Annotated in this window: 14 protein-coding genes and 1 tRNA gene; 10 read left to right on the plus strand and 5 right to left on the minus strand. The window is 68.2% G+C overall.

The genetic code is table 11. The annotated features are described in order from the left end of the window. Positions 1-143: 143 nt before the first annotated feature. From OHB21_RS14910 to OHB21_RS14935, 6 genes are all read left to right on the plus strand, one after another. Positions 144-878 carry a lytic transglycosylase domain-containing protein gene (locus tag OHB21_RS14910; protein WP_228789423.1) on the plus strand — a complete coding sequence of 245 codons (735 nt, stop codon included), beginning with the start codon at positions 144-146 and terminating at the stop codon, positions 876-878. Between the two features lie 110 nt (positions 879-988). After that, on the plus strand, positions 989-2275 hold the full coding sequence (gene eno, locus OHB21_RS14915) for a phosphopyruvate hydratase (RefSeq protein WP_195124739.1): 1287 nt from the start codon (positions 989-991) through the stop codon (positions 2273-2275). Between the two features lie 74 nt (positions 2276-2349). Next, positions 2350-2997, plus strand: a complete 648-nt coding sequence (locus tag OHB21_RS14920; RefSeq protein WP_067508156.1) for an FtsB family cell division protein — start codon at positions 2350-2352, stop codon at positions 2995-2997. Continuing rightward, positions 2994-3521 carry a DUF501 domain-containing protein gene (locus OHB21_RS14925; RefSeq protein ID WP_195124740.1) on the plus strand — a complete coding sequence of 176 codons (528 nt, stop codon included), beginning with the start codon at positions 2994-2996 and terminating at the stop codon, positions 3519-3521. Before OHB21_RS14920 ends, OHB21_RS14925 begins: the two co-directional genes overlap by 4 nt. Beyond that, entirely contained in the window at positions 3514-4461 is a 948-nt protein-coding gene (locus OHB21_RS14930; protein WP_113975080.1) for a Ppx/GppA phosphatase family protein, read from the plus strand. The genes OHB21_RS14925 and OHB21_RS14930 overlap by 8 nt, the downstream gene beginning before the upstream one ends. Positions 4462-4584: 123 nt before the next feature. Beyond that, positions 4585-5958 carry an MFS transporter gene (locus tag OHB21_RS14935; RefSeq protein ID WP_407675195.1) on the plus strand — a complete coding sequence of 458 codons (1374 nt, stop codon included), beginning with the start codon at positions 4585-4587 and terminating at the stop codon, positions 5956-5958. 39 nt (positions 5959-5997) lie between these two features. Here OHB21_RS14935 and OHB21_RS14940 read toward each other — a convergent pair whose 3' ends face one another. After that, complete coding sequence (locus tag OHB21_RS14940) at positions 5998-6441, minus strand: SRPBCC family protein (protein WP_195124741.1); 444 nt, start codon at positions 6439-6441, stop codon at positions 5998-6000. A gap of 145 nt (positions 6442-6586) precedes the next feature. Here OHB21_RS14940 and OHB21_RS14945 point away from each other — a divergent pair, with 145 nt between their 5' ends. The 4 genes from OHB21_RS14945 to OHB21_RS14960 all read left to right on the plus strand — a co-directional run bounded on the left by OHB21_RS14945 (position 6587) and on the right by OHB21_RS14960 (position 9414). Then, the gene (locus OHB21_RS14945; RefSeq protein ID WP_195124742.1) at positions 6587-8047 is read left to right on the plus strand and encodes a peptide MFS transporter; all 1461 of its coding nucleotides are present in this window, start codon (positions 6587-6589) and stop codon (positions 8045-8047) included. A gap of 110 nt (positions 8048-8157) precedes the next feature. Next, positions 8158-8231: transfer RNA gene (locus OHB21_RS14950), tRNA-Leu, on the plus strand. 205 nt (positions 8232-8436) lie between these two features. Next, a complete protein-coding gene (locus OHB21_RS14955; protein WP_195141965.1) occupies positions 8437-8979 on the plus strand; it encodes a DUF3558 domain-containing protein in 543 nt (180 codons plus the stop codon). A 24-nt stretch (positions 8980-9003) separates the two neighbouring features. Further along, positions 9004-9414 (plus strand): hypothetical protein, encoded by a 411-nt coding sequence (locus OHB21_RS14960; protein WP_195141966.1) that lies wholly within the window; start codon positions 9004-9006, stop codon positions 9412-9414. Positions 9415-9420: 6 nt separating this feature from the next. Here the strand turns inward: OHB21_RS14960 and OHB21_RS14965 are convergent, their stop codons facing one another. The 4 genes from OHB21_RS14965 to OHB21_RS14980 form a co-directional block, all read right to left on the minus strand. Then, the gene (locus OHB21_RS14965) at positions 9421-10974 is read right to left on the minus strand and encodes a tyrosine-type recombinase/integrase (protein ID WP_195141967.1); all 1554 of its coding nucleotides are present in this window, start codon (positions 10972-10974) and stop codon (positions 9421-9423) included. Between the two features lies 1 nt (position 10975). Next, positions 10976-11605 (minus strand): recombinase family protein, encoded by a 630-nt coding sequence (locus OHB21_RS14970; protein ID WP_195141968.1) that lies wholly within the window; start codon positions 11603-11605, stop codon positions 10976-10978. A gap of 233 nt (positions 11606-11838) precedes the next feature. Next, positions 11839-12576 carry a hypothetical protein gene (locus OHB21_RS14975; protein WP_195141969.1) on the minus strand — a complete coding sequence of 246 codons (738 nt, stop codon included), beginning with the start codon at positions 12574-12576 and terminating at the stop codon, positions 11839-11841. A gap of 248 nt (positions 12577-12824) precedes the next feature. Continuing rightward, the gene (locus OHB21_RS14980) at positions 12825-14285 is read right to left on the minus strand and encodes an ATP-binding protein (RefSeq protein WP_328439295.1); all 1461 of its coding nucleotides are present in this window, start codon (positions 14283-14285) and stop codon (positions 12825-12827) included. Positions 14286-14304 lie beyond the last annotated feature (19 nt).

The following is a 14304-nucleotide window of genomic DNA, read 5'->3' on the forward strand; positions in this document are numbered from 1 at the left end:
CCAGGGAATCCCCCGCGATGGTCGGCAGGGCGACCGGCGCCATTCTCCCGAGCGTGACGACAAACACGGTCGCGTGCGCGGAAATCCGCCGTGACCGGCGCGAGCGAGCGACGCGCGGGTGCGCACTTCCGCGCGTCTGGATGATGGAAAGGGTGTTCGCGAAAAAGTCCGGCGCCGTGGCCGCCGCTGTGGTGGCCGTTCTGCTCGCCGGTTGCGGTGTCGGCCGTGATCTGCCACCGATCCCCGAGGGCATCCCGCCGGGCCCCGGCGTGCCGCTGCCGCTGATCGATGTCGACGGTCCCGGCCGCACCGCGCTGCAACTGCGAGACTGGGCCGACGGTCAGGCCGGCGCGCTCGGCATCCCCCGGATCGCGTTGGAGGCGTACGGATACGCGGCCGCGGTGATGGCCCGTTCCCGCCCGGAGTGCGGCATAGCCTGGACCACGCTGGCTGGAATCGGCAGCGTGGAGAGCGCGCACGGCACCCACCGCGGTGCCTCCGCCGACGACGCGGGCAACGTCAGCCCACCCATCATCGGCATCCCGCTGGACGGGTCACCCGGTGTCGCGCGCATCGAGGACACCGACGACGGCGTGCTGGACGGCGACACGGTCTACGACCGCGCTGTCGGTCCCATGCAGTTCATCCCCGAGACCTGGCAGCGCTGGGGCGTGGATGCCAACGGCGACGGCGTCGCGGATCCGCACAACATCGATGACGCGGCCCTGACCGCCGCCCGCTACCTGTGCGCCAGCGGCGGCGACCTCACCTCGGAGCGCGGCTGGCACGGTGCCCTGATGACCTACAACCGCTCCAACAGCTATCTGCTCACCGTGCGCGACCGCGCCGCCGCCTACAGCGTGGGCAGGCGCGTCTGAGCCGCCCCGGAGTGCCGGTTACCCCGCGCGGCCCGAGGGCGCTAGGCTCGGCACCGCACGGGCCTTCCGTGAGACAAACCGTGCCAGCCAGCCGAAGGAGTGTCGTTTTCGTGGCCATCATCGAACAGGTCGGAGCTCGCGAGATCCTGGATTCCCGCGGAAACCCCACCGTCGAGGTCGAAATCGCCCTCGACGACGGCACGCTGACCCGTGCCGCCGTCCCGTCCGGCGCGTCCACCGGTGAGCACGAGGCCGTCGAGCTGCGCGACGGCGGCGACCGCTACCTGGGCAAGGGTGTGCGCAAGGCCGTCGAGGGCGTGCTCGACGAGATCGCGCCCGCCGTCATCGGCCTGGACGCCGTGGAGCAGCGCACCGTCGACCAGGTCCTGCTGGATCTGGACGGCACCCCCGACAAGTCCCGCCTCGGCGCGAACGCCCTGCTCGGCGTGTCGCTGGCCGTGGCCCGCGCCGCCGCCGAGTCCTCGGGCCTGGAGCTGTTCCGCTACCTGGGCGGCCCGAACGCGCACGTGCTGCCGGTGCCGATGATGAACATCCTCAACGGCGGCGCGCACGCCGACACCGGCGTGGACGTGCAGGAGTTCATGGTCGCCCCGATCGGCGCGCCCACCTTCAAGGAGTCGCTGCGCTGGGGCGCGGAGGTCTACCACGCGCTCAAGGCCGTGCTGAAGTCCAAGGGCCTGGCCACCGGCCTCGGCGACGAGGGCGGTTTCGCCCCCGACGTGGCGGGCACCCGCGAGGCGCTGGACCTGATCAGCACCGCCGTCGCCAAGACCGGCCTGAAGCTGGGCAGCGATGTGGCGCTGGCGCTGGACGTGGCCGCCACCGAGTTCTACACCGCGGGCACCGGCTACAAGTTCGAGGGCAGCGACCGCACGGCCGCCCAGATGGCGGAGTTCTACGCCGAGCTGCTCACCGCCTACCCGCTGGTCTCCATCGAGGACCCGCTGTCGGAGGACGACTGGGACGGCTGGGTCGTGCTGACCGACCAGATCGGCGACAAGGTCCAGCTCGTCGGCGACGACCTGTTCGTCACCAACCCCGAGCGGCTCGAGGAGGGCATCGCCAAGGGCGCGGCCAACGCGCTGCTGGTGAAGGTCAACCAGATCGGCACCCTCACCGAGACCCTGGACGCGGTGGAGCTCGCGCACCGCAACGGCTACAAGACGATGATGTCGCACCGGTCCGGCGAGACCGAGGACACCACCATCGCCGACCTCGCCGTCGCGGTCGGCAGCGGCCAGATCAAGACCGGCGCCCCGGCGCGCAGCGAGCGGGTGGCCAAGTACAACCAGCTGCTGCGCATCGAGGACGCGCTCGGCGACTCGGCCAGGTACGCGGGCGACGTGGCGTTCCCGCGTTTCACGTTCGAGGGCTGACGGCGATGCGGTCCGGGGGCGGGTCGACCGCGAGACCCTCGGCCGCGTCGTGAACACGGATACCGAGGTGTGAGATGACGGAGCGACGTGCGCGTGGGACCAGTCCGGCCGGACGCGGGGACCGCCGCACGTCGCGCGCCGCGCGTTCACGCCCGCGGGCGGGCGCCGACCCGGAGTCCGCGGCCAGGCCCGCCGCCGCCAAACGCGCCCGCAGGCGCGAGGGCGCCGACAAGAAGAAGGCCGAGCCGCGCAAGATCGCGGCCCGTTCCGCCGACAAGCCCGAGCGCACCATCCTGGGCCTGTCCACCGGGAAGGCCGTGGTGCTCGCGGTGGTGGTGTGCGCGCTGGCGCTGACCCTGTCGGTGCCGATGCGCACCTATTTCGGCCAGCGGGCCGAGGCCGCGCAGCTCGCGCAGGAGCGCAGGGAGCTGGAGGCGGATCTGGCGCGGCTGCGGGATCGCCGTGCCCAGCAACAGGATCCGGCCTACATCCGCTCCGAGGCCAAGGACCGGCTGCGCCTGGTGATGCCGGGGGAGACGCCCTACATCGTGCAGGTGCCCGGTATCGAGGCGCCGCCGCGCCCGGCCCCGCCGACGAAGTCGAAGGTGCCCGACCCCTGGTACACGGATCTGTGGCGCACCATCTCCGAACCGCCGCAGACCACCGAGCCCGCGCCGTCTCCCACCACCCCGCCCCCGCCCGGACCGGAAGGACCCAGGTGACCGCACCGACAGACCGCGATCTCGAGATCGTCGCCGCCCAGCTCGGCCGGGAGCCGCGCGGGGTGCTCGCCATCGCCTACCGCACCCCCGACGGGGTGCCCGCGGTGGTGAAGACGGCGCCGCGCCTGCCGGACGGCACCCCCTTCCCGACGCTGTACTACCTCACCGATCCCCGGCTCACCGCCGAGGCGAGCAGGCAGGAGTCGGCGGGGGTGATGCGGGAGATGACCGAGCGGCTGGCCGCCGATCCCGAGCTGGCCGCCGCCTACCGCGCCGCGCACGAGAGCTACCTGGCCGAGCGCGACGCCATCGAATCGCTGGGCACCGATTTCACCGGCGGCGGCATGCCCGACCGGGTGAAGTGCCTGCACGTGCTCATCGCGCACAGCCTCGCGAAGGGGCCGGGCGTGAATCCCTTCGGCGACGAATCCGTCGCTCTCGCCGCCGATCACGGGTTGCGCGGCACCGCGGTGCCGGCCGACTGGCCCGCCTACTATCCGAAGGATGGAAGCACCGATGAGTGAGCGGGTCGCCGCGGTCGATTGCGGCACGAACTCCATTCGCCTGCTGATCGCGGACTCCGGCGCCGACGGCCGCCTCACCGACGTGCACCGCGAGATGCGCATCGTGCGGCTGGGCCAGGGCGTCGACGCGACGGGTTCGCTCGCGCCGGAGGCCATCGAGCGCACCCGGGTCGCGCTGGCCGACTACGTCGCGCTGATGCGCGAGCACGGTGTGGCGAAGGTGCGCATGGTCGCCACCTCCGCGACCCGCGACGCCGCCAACCGCGAGGACTTCTTCGCGATGGCGCGCGCCGAACTCGGCACCGTGGTGGCGGGCGCGCAGGCCGAGGTGATCACCGGCGACGAGGAGGCGCGCCTCTCGTTCACCGGCGCGGTCGGTGAGTTGTCCAGCGCGGCAGGGCCTTTCGTGGTGGTCGATCTGGGTGGCGGTTCCACCGAACTGGTGCTCGGCGACGGTGACGGCGTGCGCGCGGCGTTCTCCGCCGACATCGGCTGCGTGCGCATCACCGAGCGCTGCTTGCACTCCGATCCGCCCACCGCCGAACAGGTCGCGGCCGCACGGGAATTCGCGGCCGAGCGGTTGACCGAAGCGTTCGCGAAGGTGCCCGTCGATCAGGCGCACACCTGGGTCGGCGTCGCGGGCACCATGACCACGCTCGCCGCCGTAGGGCTGCGCCTGCCCGAATACGACGCCAGCCGTGTGCATTTGAGCGAGCTCACCCTCGACGACGTACACGGCGTGTGCGCGCGGCTGCTCTCCATGAGCCACGACGAGCGCGCCGCGCTCGGGCCCATCCATCCGGGCCGGGTCGACGTGATCGGCGGCGGTGCGCTCATCACCGAGGTGCTCGCCGAGGAACTCGCGCGGCGCGCGAACATCGGTGCGCTGATCGTCAGCGAGCACGACATCCTCGACGGGATCGCGCTGTCCATCGCCTGATCCGCCTGCCGCGCGGACCGGACCTACACCCATTCGGGGGTAACCCCGACGTGACCTGAATCACTACCTTGAGGTCTCCACGCCCAAGAAGTCGTTGGGCTGCTTCGAGAGAGTGAGACAACGGTGACGACCTCCCGCATATCCGCGCCGCCGTCCCCGCCCGATCCGGTGACCCCGGAGACGTTGCGGGGCAAGACCAGTCTGCGCCGAGTCGCGGCGGCCAGCAGCATCGGCACGACCATCGAGTTCTACGACTTCTTCATCTACGGCACGGCCGCCGCGCTGGTCTTCCCCACGGTGTTCTTCCCGGCCGCCGATCCGACCACCGCGACGCTGGCGTCGTTCGCGACTTTCGCCGTCGCGTTCTTCGCCCGTCCTGTCGGTGCGGTGCTGTTCGGCCACTTCGGCGACCGGATCGGGCGCAAGCGCACCCTGGTGTGGACCCTGCTGATCATGGGTTTCGCCACCGTGGCCATCGGCCTGCTGCCCGGCTACGAGAGCGGCGTGTTCGGCTTCGCCGAAGGCGGGATCGGGATCTGGGCGCCGGTGTTGCTGGTGGCCATGCGCTTCCTGCAAGGGTTCGCCGTCGGCGGCGAATGGGCGGGCGCCACACTGCTCACCGCCGAGTACGCGCCGCAGGGCAAACGCGGTCTCTACGCGATGTTCCCGCAGCTCGGACCGGCCTTCGCGTTCTTCCTCTCCAGCGCGACCTTCCTGATCGCCAGCCGCACGCTGGGCACCTCCTCCAGCGCGTTCCTCGACTACGGCTGGCGCATCCCGTTCATCCTGTCCTTCGCGTTGGTCGGCGTGGGCCTGTGGGTGCGGCTCGCGGTGGCCGAGACGCCGGTATTCCGTGAACAGCGCGCCGCCGCCGAACCGGCCGCGCGCAAGCTGCCGTTCCTGGACGCGGTGCGCTTCCAGAGCCGGGAGATCCTCATCGCCGCCGGTGCGCTGGCCAGCCTGTTCTCGCTGTTCTACATGGGCACCGCGTTCCTCACCAAGTACGGCGTCGACAGCATGGACCTGTCCCGCGATTTCGTGCTCGGCATGGGCATGGTGGCCGCGGTCTGCTTCGGTCTGTCGACGGCGGCCTCGGCGCTGTGGTCGGACCGGATCGGGCGGCGCAAGGTCATCCTGGTGTCCTGCTCGGCCGCGGTCGTGTGGGCGCTGCTGCTCTTCCCGATTCTGGAACTCGGCGGTGGATTGGCTTTCGCGGTGGGCCTGCTCGGCACCCTGCTGATCTTCGGGATCGCCTACGGCCCGGCCGGTGCGCTGCTGCCCGAGATGTTCCAGGCGCGCTACCGCTACACCGGCGCGGGCATGGGCTACAACCTGGCAGGCATCCTCGGCGGCGCGCTGCCCCCGCTGATCGCGGCGCCGTTGATCGCCGGGCCCGGCGCGATCTGGGTCGGGTTGCTGCTGGCGGGACTCTCCGCGCTCAGCGTGCTGTGCACGTATCTGATCGTGGAGACCAAGGACCGCAGCATCCACAGTTAGGGCGGGCGCGATCCGGCCGGACCATCCGGCCGGATCGCGTCAGCGCGCGGCGCGGCCCACGATGAGGTGGGCCAGCCGGGACAGGGACTCCTGATTGCGGAGCTTGATGGCCAGGCGTTGCACGTCGCCGGGAATGAGGGCGGCGGGCCCGCTCACCGCGTGCTCCGTCATCCGGATCCTGGTCTCGCCGGGCTGGAACTCGTCCAGCTCCAACAGGATTCGCGCCGAGCCCACCGGCCACAGCCGCGCTTCCAGTTCGAGCAGCCGGGGCGGGTCGACGGCGCGCACGGTGGTCACATCGCGCGCCATCACCGGCCACAGTCCGACGCTGTAGTGGATGCGGGTGCCGACCTCGGGCCAGCCGGGATCGACCTCGCGGATGTGGGACGCGCCGACCACCCAGCTCGCATAGAGCCACCCGTCGGCGAGCACGCCGAAGGCGGCGGGGGCGCTCACCGGCACGGTCAGTTCGGCATCCAACACGGTCGCACCTCCGGCTCGTCTGGGCTGGCGCCGCGTTCCAGCGTAGGGCCGAAATCCCCGCGCCGCCCGTGGCGTGTGATCCGATGTGCGCGACGCGGGAGACGTGAGTTGCTGCACAGTTGCGATTTATGTCAAGGTGCTCGTCATGTCCCAAGTAGTGGAATCCGACCGGCCGTCACCCGGCCGGACGGTGTTCGGTCACCCGATCGGGTTGACGAACTTGTTCGGGGTCGAGCTGTGGGAGCGATTCTCCTTCTACGGCATGGTCACCATCCTCGGGTACTACCTGTACTACTCGGTGACCGACGGAGGGCTCGGGCTGGACCAGAGCACGGGCGTCGGCATCGTCGGCGCCTACGGCGGCCTGGTCTACCTGTCCACCGTGCTCGGCGGCTGGATTGCCGACCGGGTGCTGGGCATGGAGCGCACCGTCTTCTACGGCGGTGTGGTGGTGATGGCCGGCCACATCGCGCTGGCGATCCTGCCCGGATTGGCCGGTGTCGGCGTCGGTCTGGTGCTGGTGGCGCTGGGCAGCGGCGCGCTCAAGGCGAACGCGTCGTCGTTGCTGGGCACCCTCTATCCCAAGGACGACGCCCGCATCGACGGCGGATTCACGCTGTTCTATCTGGGCATCAACCTCGGCGCGTTCGTCGGCCCGCTGCTCACCGGTCTGCTCCAGACCCGCCTCGGCTTCCACTACGGCTTCGGCGCGGCCGCCATCGGCATGGCGCTGGGCCTCACCCAGTACGTGATCTTCCGGCGCAATCTGGGCGATGCGGGCCGTGACGTGCCGAACCCGTTGCGGCGCAACGAGATCGTACGGATCGTCGGTTTCGTCGTCGCGGCCGCCGTCGTCGTGGTGGCGGCCTTCGCGACCGGCCTGGTCGACCTGGACAACTTGCCCGACGTCACCGCGGGCGTCATCGCCGTGGCCTCGATCGTCTACTTCGCCGTGATGCTGACCAGCCCGAGGGTGGATCAGCTCGAACGCAGCCGGGTACGCGCGTTCATCCCGCTGTTCCTCGCCAACGCGGTGTTCTGGTCGCTGTTCCAGCAGATCTTCACCGTGCTCGCGGTCTACTCCGACGAGCGGATGAACTGGAACATCTTCGGCTGGACCGCGCCGGCGAGCTGGATCGGCTCGGTGGAGCCGGTGTGGATCATCGCGCTCTCCCCGCTGTTCGCGCTGATGTGGACCAAGCTCGGCAACCGCGCGCCCAGCACACCGCGCAAGTTCGCCTACGGCGTGATCGGGATGGGCGCGGCGTTCCTGCTGTTCGTGCCGCTGGCCGGGCTGGATTCGGTGCCCGCGCTGTTCGTGCTGTTCATCATGGGCGGCTTCGCGGTGTCGGAACTGCTGCTCTCGCCGATCGGCCTGGCCGTCACCACCCAGCTCGCCCCCGAGGCGTTCCGGGCGCAAATGATGGCGTTGTACTTCTTCTCCGTCGGTATTGGTACGTCGATGTCGGGCGTTCTCGCTCGTTTTTACGACACGGACAACGAAGTCGCCTACTTTGGCATCACCGGTGCGGTGGCGATCGGGGTCGGCCTGATCGTCGCGGCTCTGGCACCGTGGATCAGTCGCTACATGGCGGGCGTCCACTAGAAACCGGCGGCTCTCCGGCAACCCCGGCGCTCCGCCCGATCCCATCCTCCGAGACCTACCCCTCCGATCATTCCGGTACAGGCGTACGAGTCGGCTAGTCTGGCCGCGCAGCCCCTATAGCCCAATTGGCAGAGGCAGTGGACTTAAAATCCATTCAGTGTCGGTTCGAATCCGACTGGGGGCACTATGAAACCGCAGGTAGACCGGGTTTCGGTTGATGTGGGCAGTCCGCACCCTCCCCACCACCCCGGCACCACCCCGGCACGGCGGCGGGTTGGTGAGGGCTCGGGGCGGCGGCAAGGTATCGCGTGTTCCCGTGTTGGTGGAACCGTGGCCGCTCCGGTTGCGTCCTATATCGTGACGGCCATCTGCTGACGCCAGGGAGGGACATGCGTACCACCATCGCTGCACGTGCCGTTGTCGCCGGGGCTGCGGTCCTAGGGCTGGTCGCCGGGTGTGGAACCGAGATCGGTGGACAACCGACGTCGGCCGCGCCGACCACGCCCGCAACGGACAACCTGCTCAACCCGTGCACCGATATCCCGGACGAATGGCTGATCGAGACCGGGCTCGATCCCTCCACCGAGCGCGACATCGTCAACCCCACTGACGCGTCGGCGTGGCGGATCTGCGGGTGGAAGTCGGTCGATCTGCCGTACCGGATGGACCTGCTGTCCACGAGCAAAACTATTGACGAGGCGCGCGCCAACCCCAACCTGAACATCCTCCGCGAGATCACGGTCAATGCACGGTCCGGCCTTGTCGCGCAAGACAAATCAGACCCGGACGGCGAAAGCTGCTACGTGAGCCTGCCCGCCGAGCAGGGGATGTTTGAAATCGCGGTGGGCTGGCTGGCCAGTAATCCCACCCACGACCGCTGCGAACTCGCCATTAAGCACGCCACAGACCTCGAGCCGCACCTACCGAAGTAGTCGCCAAATATTAAGGGGGACAACATGTCCGACGACGGTAATCTGAGCGAACACCTGAAGACCTGGCAGAAGTACAAAGAGCAGGGCATCAGCGGCGATTTCAAGATGGAATACGACATCGGCAAAGCGCTGGCGGACCGCTGCAACACGCTGGTAGAGAACCTGTACGAGTGCAAGCGCGACGCCCAGCGACTGAACCACCTCGGCGGGTATGGCGGCCTGCCCTCCGCTCTGGACCTCCAGCGCAAGTTCGAGGCCAAGGCGGCGGGTGCGCCGGAGCACGACGCAAACGACAACGCCGTGTACCGCATTGACCAGCACATCGAGATCGTGGAAACCATGCGCGACGCCTATCTCGCCGCCATCGGCCAGCTCCAGAACGTCGACCAGAACAACAGCCAGCAGATGAACACCCAGACCGACCAGGTGAACTGACAGTCGTCAGCCAGCGGTACGTCGGCCGAAAAGCGGCACCACATTCGACGGAACCTCAACCGCCGGAGCCGTAAGCACAGCCGGGGCGGGTGGTTCGGGCAGCATATTTGCGCCTCCGCCCTCCTCCTCGGGAATCCAGTCGCCGTAGGTGTTCAGCGTGAGGGTGAACGTGCTGTGCCCCAGCCACTTCGACACTTGCATAAAGTGCGTGCCGGCCATCAACTGCATGACGGCGAAGGTGTGCCGCAGGTCGTGCAGCCGTACACCGCGGGTCGCTGGTATCGCCGGGGTGTCGGCTGTTGCGGGAATCGTGGGCGCGCTGACCGGCAGGCCCACCGCCGCGAGCGCAGGGCGGAAAATGGTGTCGTAAAACGTGCCCATCGCAATCGGCTGCGTCCAGTCGTACGGCACCGCGTACCGCTGTCCGGCGCGGCGGTACCCGCCTCCGTTCTTGCGGCTCGGCCACAGTGGTGCGGTCGGTTCCGCGGAACGGGGATGCCGCACAGCGGAGTCCGCACCCTCACCCCCGAACAGGTACGCATACATGCGCGCAGCCAGCCAGGGCGGGAGGGGGACGGCGCGCTTGCTGCGCTTGGACTTGGGCGTGCTGGTTACCCATAGGCGTTTGGCGCGGACTCCGCTGTTCTTGCGTTCTTTGGTGCGGCGAATGTGCACCACGCACCGAATCTGTGGGGCGGCCGAGTCCGTCGTGGGTGCGGTGCGAAACTCCAGGTCTCGGACTTCCAGCCCGGCGTTCTCACTGGCGCGCAGCCCGGTGTAAGCCAAGAAGTCCACCATCAGCGCGTAAATGGGATACGCGGGTAGCCACACCTCAGCGCCGCCCGGTGTCACCACCAGTTCGCCCGCGATGGCTGTGCTGATTTGCGCCACCTGTTCGGCGGTCAGCGGATTGTGTTCGAAGCCTTCATGATCGCCGGTTGCGCGGTGCGTATCGAAGTCCACGCGGTCGGCCGGATTTGAGGGTATGGCGTCATGCCGGATGGCATACTTGAGCACCCGGCCGAACACACCCCATGCATGTCTCACCGTGGCGGGGGAGAGCGTGTCGCCCTGCGAACCTTGCCGCGACTGCTGGCGCACCAGCCCAGCAAGGAACTGTTCGCAGTCGTGCGGGGTGATGCTGGCAATTGCCTTCGCGCGGAACGTTTTCAGCGCGTACCGATGGAGGTATCCCTCGTATCCGTCGAGCGTGCGTTGTTTCAACCGGCCCTGCGCAACCTTCAGTTGCAGGCTGTCCAACCACGCCCGCGCGTAGTACCCGAAAGGCAGATCGCCCGCCTTGCGAGCTTCTGCCAGGGCGGTTGTGCCGGTGGTGTGGCGCGCGGCGTTCAACTCGTCACGGCGGGCTTCGGCAGACTCGCGGTCGGGATAGGTCTCCTGGTAGGCGCGCATCTTCTTCCGGCCTTCGGGCCGGTCTGGGTTCACCGGCACCGGCAGCCCGAACTCATCGCGGACGAACTCCCGCCAGACGACCTCGTACCGCTTCACGGGCTTGCCGTTGCGACGCTGAGCGGTTTCGTGCGTGCGAAGGTAAGCCATGTCAGGCCGCCTTTTCGTTGATGCGGGCCAGCACGCGCCGCACGGTGCTGTAGTGCCATACCGCGCCGCCGGTAGCGGTAGGGATTCCCTCGGCGGTGAGCTGGGCGGCTATCGCCTTCGCGCCGAGCCCTTGCCCGGCGAGCACCTGGATACGGCGCTGCGCGCTCACGCTGATCAGGCCCGGCGTGCCCTTGCTGCGTTTCTGCTCGAGGGCTTCGCGGGTGCGAGTGCTGATCTTGCGGCGTTCCTCCGCCGCCATTGCGAGCCGCACGTCTGCGACCAGGCGTTGACTCGGGTCGCCGCTGTCAGTGCCGTCGCAATCTACGAGCCGCCATCCATAATCGTTGGCGCGCTTCATGATTTGTGCGCCGTCCAGCTGATCGCGGGTCGCCCGGTCCAGTGCCCGGATCAGAAGTCCTTGCGCCACACCTGATTCCACTGCGGCGATAGCAACCTCGCGCCCGAACATGGAATCGTTCTTGGCTCCGCCGATAACGTCCGTGATGACGGTGAGCAGTTCGTGTCCGTGGGCTGCGCACCACTGCGCCAGTGCTTCGCGCTGCGCCTCCAGGCCGAGCCCGCTCTCGCCTTGCTCCTTCGTGCTGACACGCACGTACCCGATGACCTTCACTCTTGCCTCCTGCTGTTGGGGTGCGTGGGGTGCGCCCCTGCGTGCGCCCCCTGCGCCCCAACGTATGGGCACATACGTTCGAATGCAATCAATAGTCCTGCGACACAACAGATTTCGGATATGCCGCGTATTGCGCGCGTAGGTAGGCCCGCGTACCCGGCAGCCGCTCAACTGCCCCAGATCCGAAGGTAGGGGGCGGGGATTGGCGTTGTAGGCAACTGCCGGGGCGGGGGTTACTGCTGCGTGCGCCTTGTGCGGCTCACGCGCGACTCGTGCGGCTTGGCTAGCGCGTCGGCACGCTGCCGGGCGGCCAACCCGGACACGGCATCCTCCATGGAGACCAGGCCGAGGCTGAGGAGTGGTGGCGCGTCGTCCTCCCCGAGATTGCTGCTCTGGCTGGCGGGGTCCGGGGGTGCGGACGGCTCGTATTCCTCCACCACTTCCGCGTCCACGATGTCCGCCACGTATTCCGCCCACCGTGGATCCCCGTCCGATTTCTCCGGAATTCCCCGTGCCGCACGGCTTTCCGACCGGCTGCCGCTCGTCAGTACGGCCTCCAGCACGTTCTCATAAGGCTTCGCGGTCACCTCAACTTCCACCGCAGTCTTGGCGCTGACGCCTGCGCGGTCCAGCGCATCCTTGATCGCAGCGAGCTTGACGGGCACAGGCGCGCTGTCATCCGTGGCGATGCCGAGCAGTTCCTTCGCCATGCGGTCGGCCGCCATCTCCAGGCGGATACGCGCCCTGCGCCGCACAGCGGGCGCGCCAGCGCCGTGGCTCACGCACAAAGGTGGATAGGTCCCCCGTAGCGCGGTCTTTCGGCACGGTTCGCCGTTGGTGCGGTGCGCGCTGCAAATCCGCGATGGATCGGGTGTCCGCCCGTCGCCCCAGACCACCTCCTTCGGTCGCTGCTTCGGCTCGTCCGCCGAATCTTCCCTGTCGAACTCGAATTCCTCTGTTGCCTCGTCCATTTCCGTTCCCTTTTCCTAAATTTCCTTGTTGTGAAAGCTGTTTTGCGGCCTGCCGCCAAACACGGGCCAAACAAACACGGGCCTAAGGGTTTGGCCCGGGTGGCCCGGGTTTGCCGGGCCGCCGGGCACCCGGTACCCGCCTGCTCGTACTCGGGCCAACGCTGGCCCGTATACAAAACGGCCACCTACCAGGCAATATGCTGCTTTCGGCGTCAAGGTCGGGCCAACACGGGCCAACAGTGGCCCGCCTACCCAACCCGCCCAAACTTGAGTTTCGGCTGATCGCTCAGCCCAATGAGCTTGCGACTGCGCGTTTTACCGTCCTTCTCGGCCCGCTCCACGTCGCGAATTTCCACCTTCCCGACGGCGATCATCGCGGCCACGGTTTCCCGCGCCTTTCTGCTGTTCCCTTTCATTTCGTTGATGAGCTGCGTTTTGGTGAGCTCAAACGAATGGTCGGTCAGAATTTCCTCAACCACCCGGCTCAGGTCTTCTCTAGTTCCCTTGCTTCGCGCTGACCCATCGCCCTGGCGGACGCTCCAAGCGATTTCAGCGGAGGTGGCTTCGCCCGCTTCGAGTTCGCCCACAGCGGGCAAGGTCCAGTCGATTTCGTAGCGCGAGCCGCCCCACTGCCGTGAGCCGAACTCCACAGAAAGGCGGTATTCCCCGGCGGCAAGGTCAGGCGGTATTCGGTGCTGCTGCAGTCCCCAGCTGTCGGCCCATTGGCCCATGCCCGCCTGCGCGATGGAATCCAGGTCCAGGTCCGCGGAGCCGGTCTTCTTGAAGTGGTCCGCAACGATGAGCCCCGTCTCGCCGTTGACGATTGCGCCCAGCTCGGCGAGCATCCGCCCGCGCTCGTACAGGTTCTGCGCCTCAACGCCCGGCGGGTGAAAGGCATACAGCGGGTCGACAATCACCATCTCGGGCTGCATTTCGTCCAGCCCGCGCTTGAGCGCATTCGTGAAATCGGAACTCGCCAGCGAAGCGACGTCGAACACCGCGCCAATAGCCAGCTCGCGCAGGTCCACGCCGTACGCTCGCGCCACGGCCTGTAGGCGGCGCTGGAACGGGTGCTTGCCGCCCTCACCCACGAAATACAGCACGGGGCCAGGCGCGACAACCTCGAACTCCCCGAACATCGGCTTGCCGCTGGCAAGGGCAACCGTCAGCGCGAGCAGGTTGTACGTCTTGAGGGTCTTCTTCTCGCCAGCCCACGGCCCGAACGAATAGCGCGGCCACACCCCACGAACCGACCACTCCATCGGCGGCACGGGTTCGGCCAGTTCAGCCGCCGTGAAGATAGTGAACCGCTTCTCGGCCGGCTCCGGCGTAGGCGGGGCGTCTCGATCAACCCGCGCCTGAATTTCGGCGGGTTCGGCGGTGAGTGCCTGCGCAGCAGCCCATTTCGCGAGCCGGTCGAATTCGCCCGGCTCGGGTCGCCGCCCCGGGACGCCTTCGAACATCTCCAGGTATGCAGCCCGCAATCGGTCGGCGGCGTCCTGCGCAGGAAAACGACCGATTCGCGCCTCGCGGAAAGCCCACGGCAGCACGCGCACAAGTGCTTCGTGTCGGGAGCTACCGTCGTCCACCTCTTCCCGGAACCGCTTCACAATCCCGTCTAGCTGTTGCGGGTCATGAGGTTGTTGACGCTGGGGCAGGGGTGAGCTGAAGGGGGACGGATCTCCCGGCGGCAGGATGGAAAACGCCAATCCCCCATCCGCCCCAGCC

The organism is Nocardia puris, from assembly GCF_036051655.1.
Taxonomy (GTDB): domain Bacteria; phylum Actinomycetota; class Actinomycetes; order Mycobacteriales; family Mycobacteriaceae; genus Nocardia; species Nocardia puris.

Coding starts and splice junctions, on each gene's coding strand:
- OHB21_RS14960 (WP_195141966.1), top strand. CDS start 9,004: ATGTCCGACGACGGTAATCTGAGCGAACACCTGAAGACCTGGCAGAAG.
- OHB21_RS14965 (WP_195141967.1), bottom strand. CDS start 10,974: ATGGCTTACCTTCGCACGCACGAAACCGCTCAGCGTCGCAACGGCAAG.
- OHB21_RS14920 (WP_067508156.1), top strand. CDS start 2,350: ATGACGGAGCGACGTGCGCGTGGGACCAGTCCGGCCGGACGCGGGGAC.
- OHB21_RS14975 (WP_195141969.1), bottom strand. CDS start 12,576: ATGGACGAGGCAACAGAGGAATTCGAGTTCGACAGGGAAGATTCGGCG.
- OHB21_RS14945 (WP_195124742.1), top strand. CDS start 6,587: ATGTCCCAAGTAGTGGAATCCGACCGGCCGTCACCCGGCCGGACGGTG.
- OHB21_RS14910 (WP_228789423.1), top strand. CDS start 144: ATGGAAAGGGTGTTCGCGAAAAAGTCCGGCGCCGTGGCCGCCGCTGTG.
- OHB21_RS14930 (WP_113975080.1), top strand. CDS start 3,514: ATGAGTGAGCGGGTCGCCGCGGTCGATTGCGGCACGAACTCCATTCGC.
- OHB21_RS14955 (WP_195141965.1), top strand. CDS start 8,437: ATGCGTACCACCATCGCTGCACGTGCCGTTGTCGCCGGGGCTGCGGTC.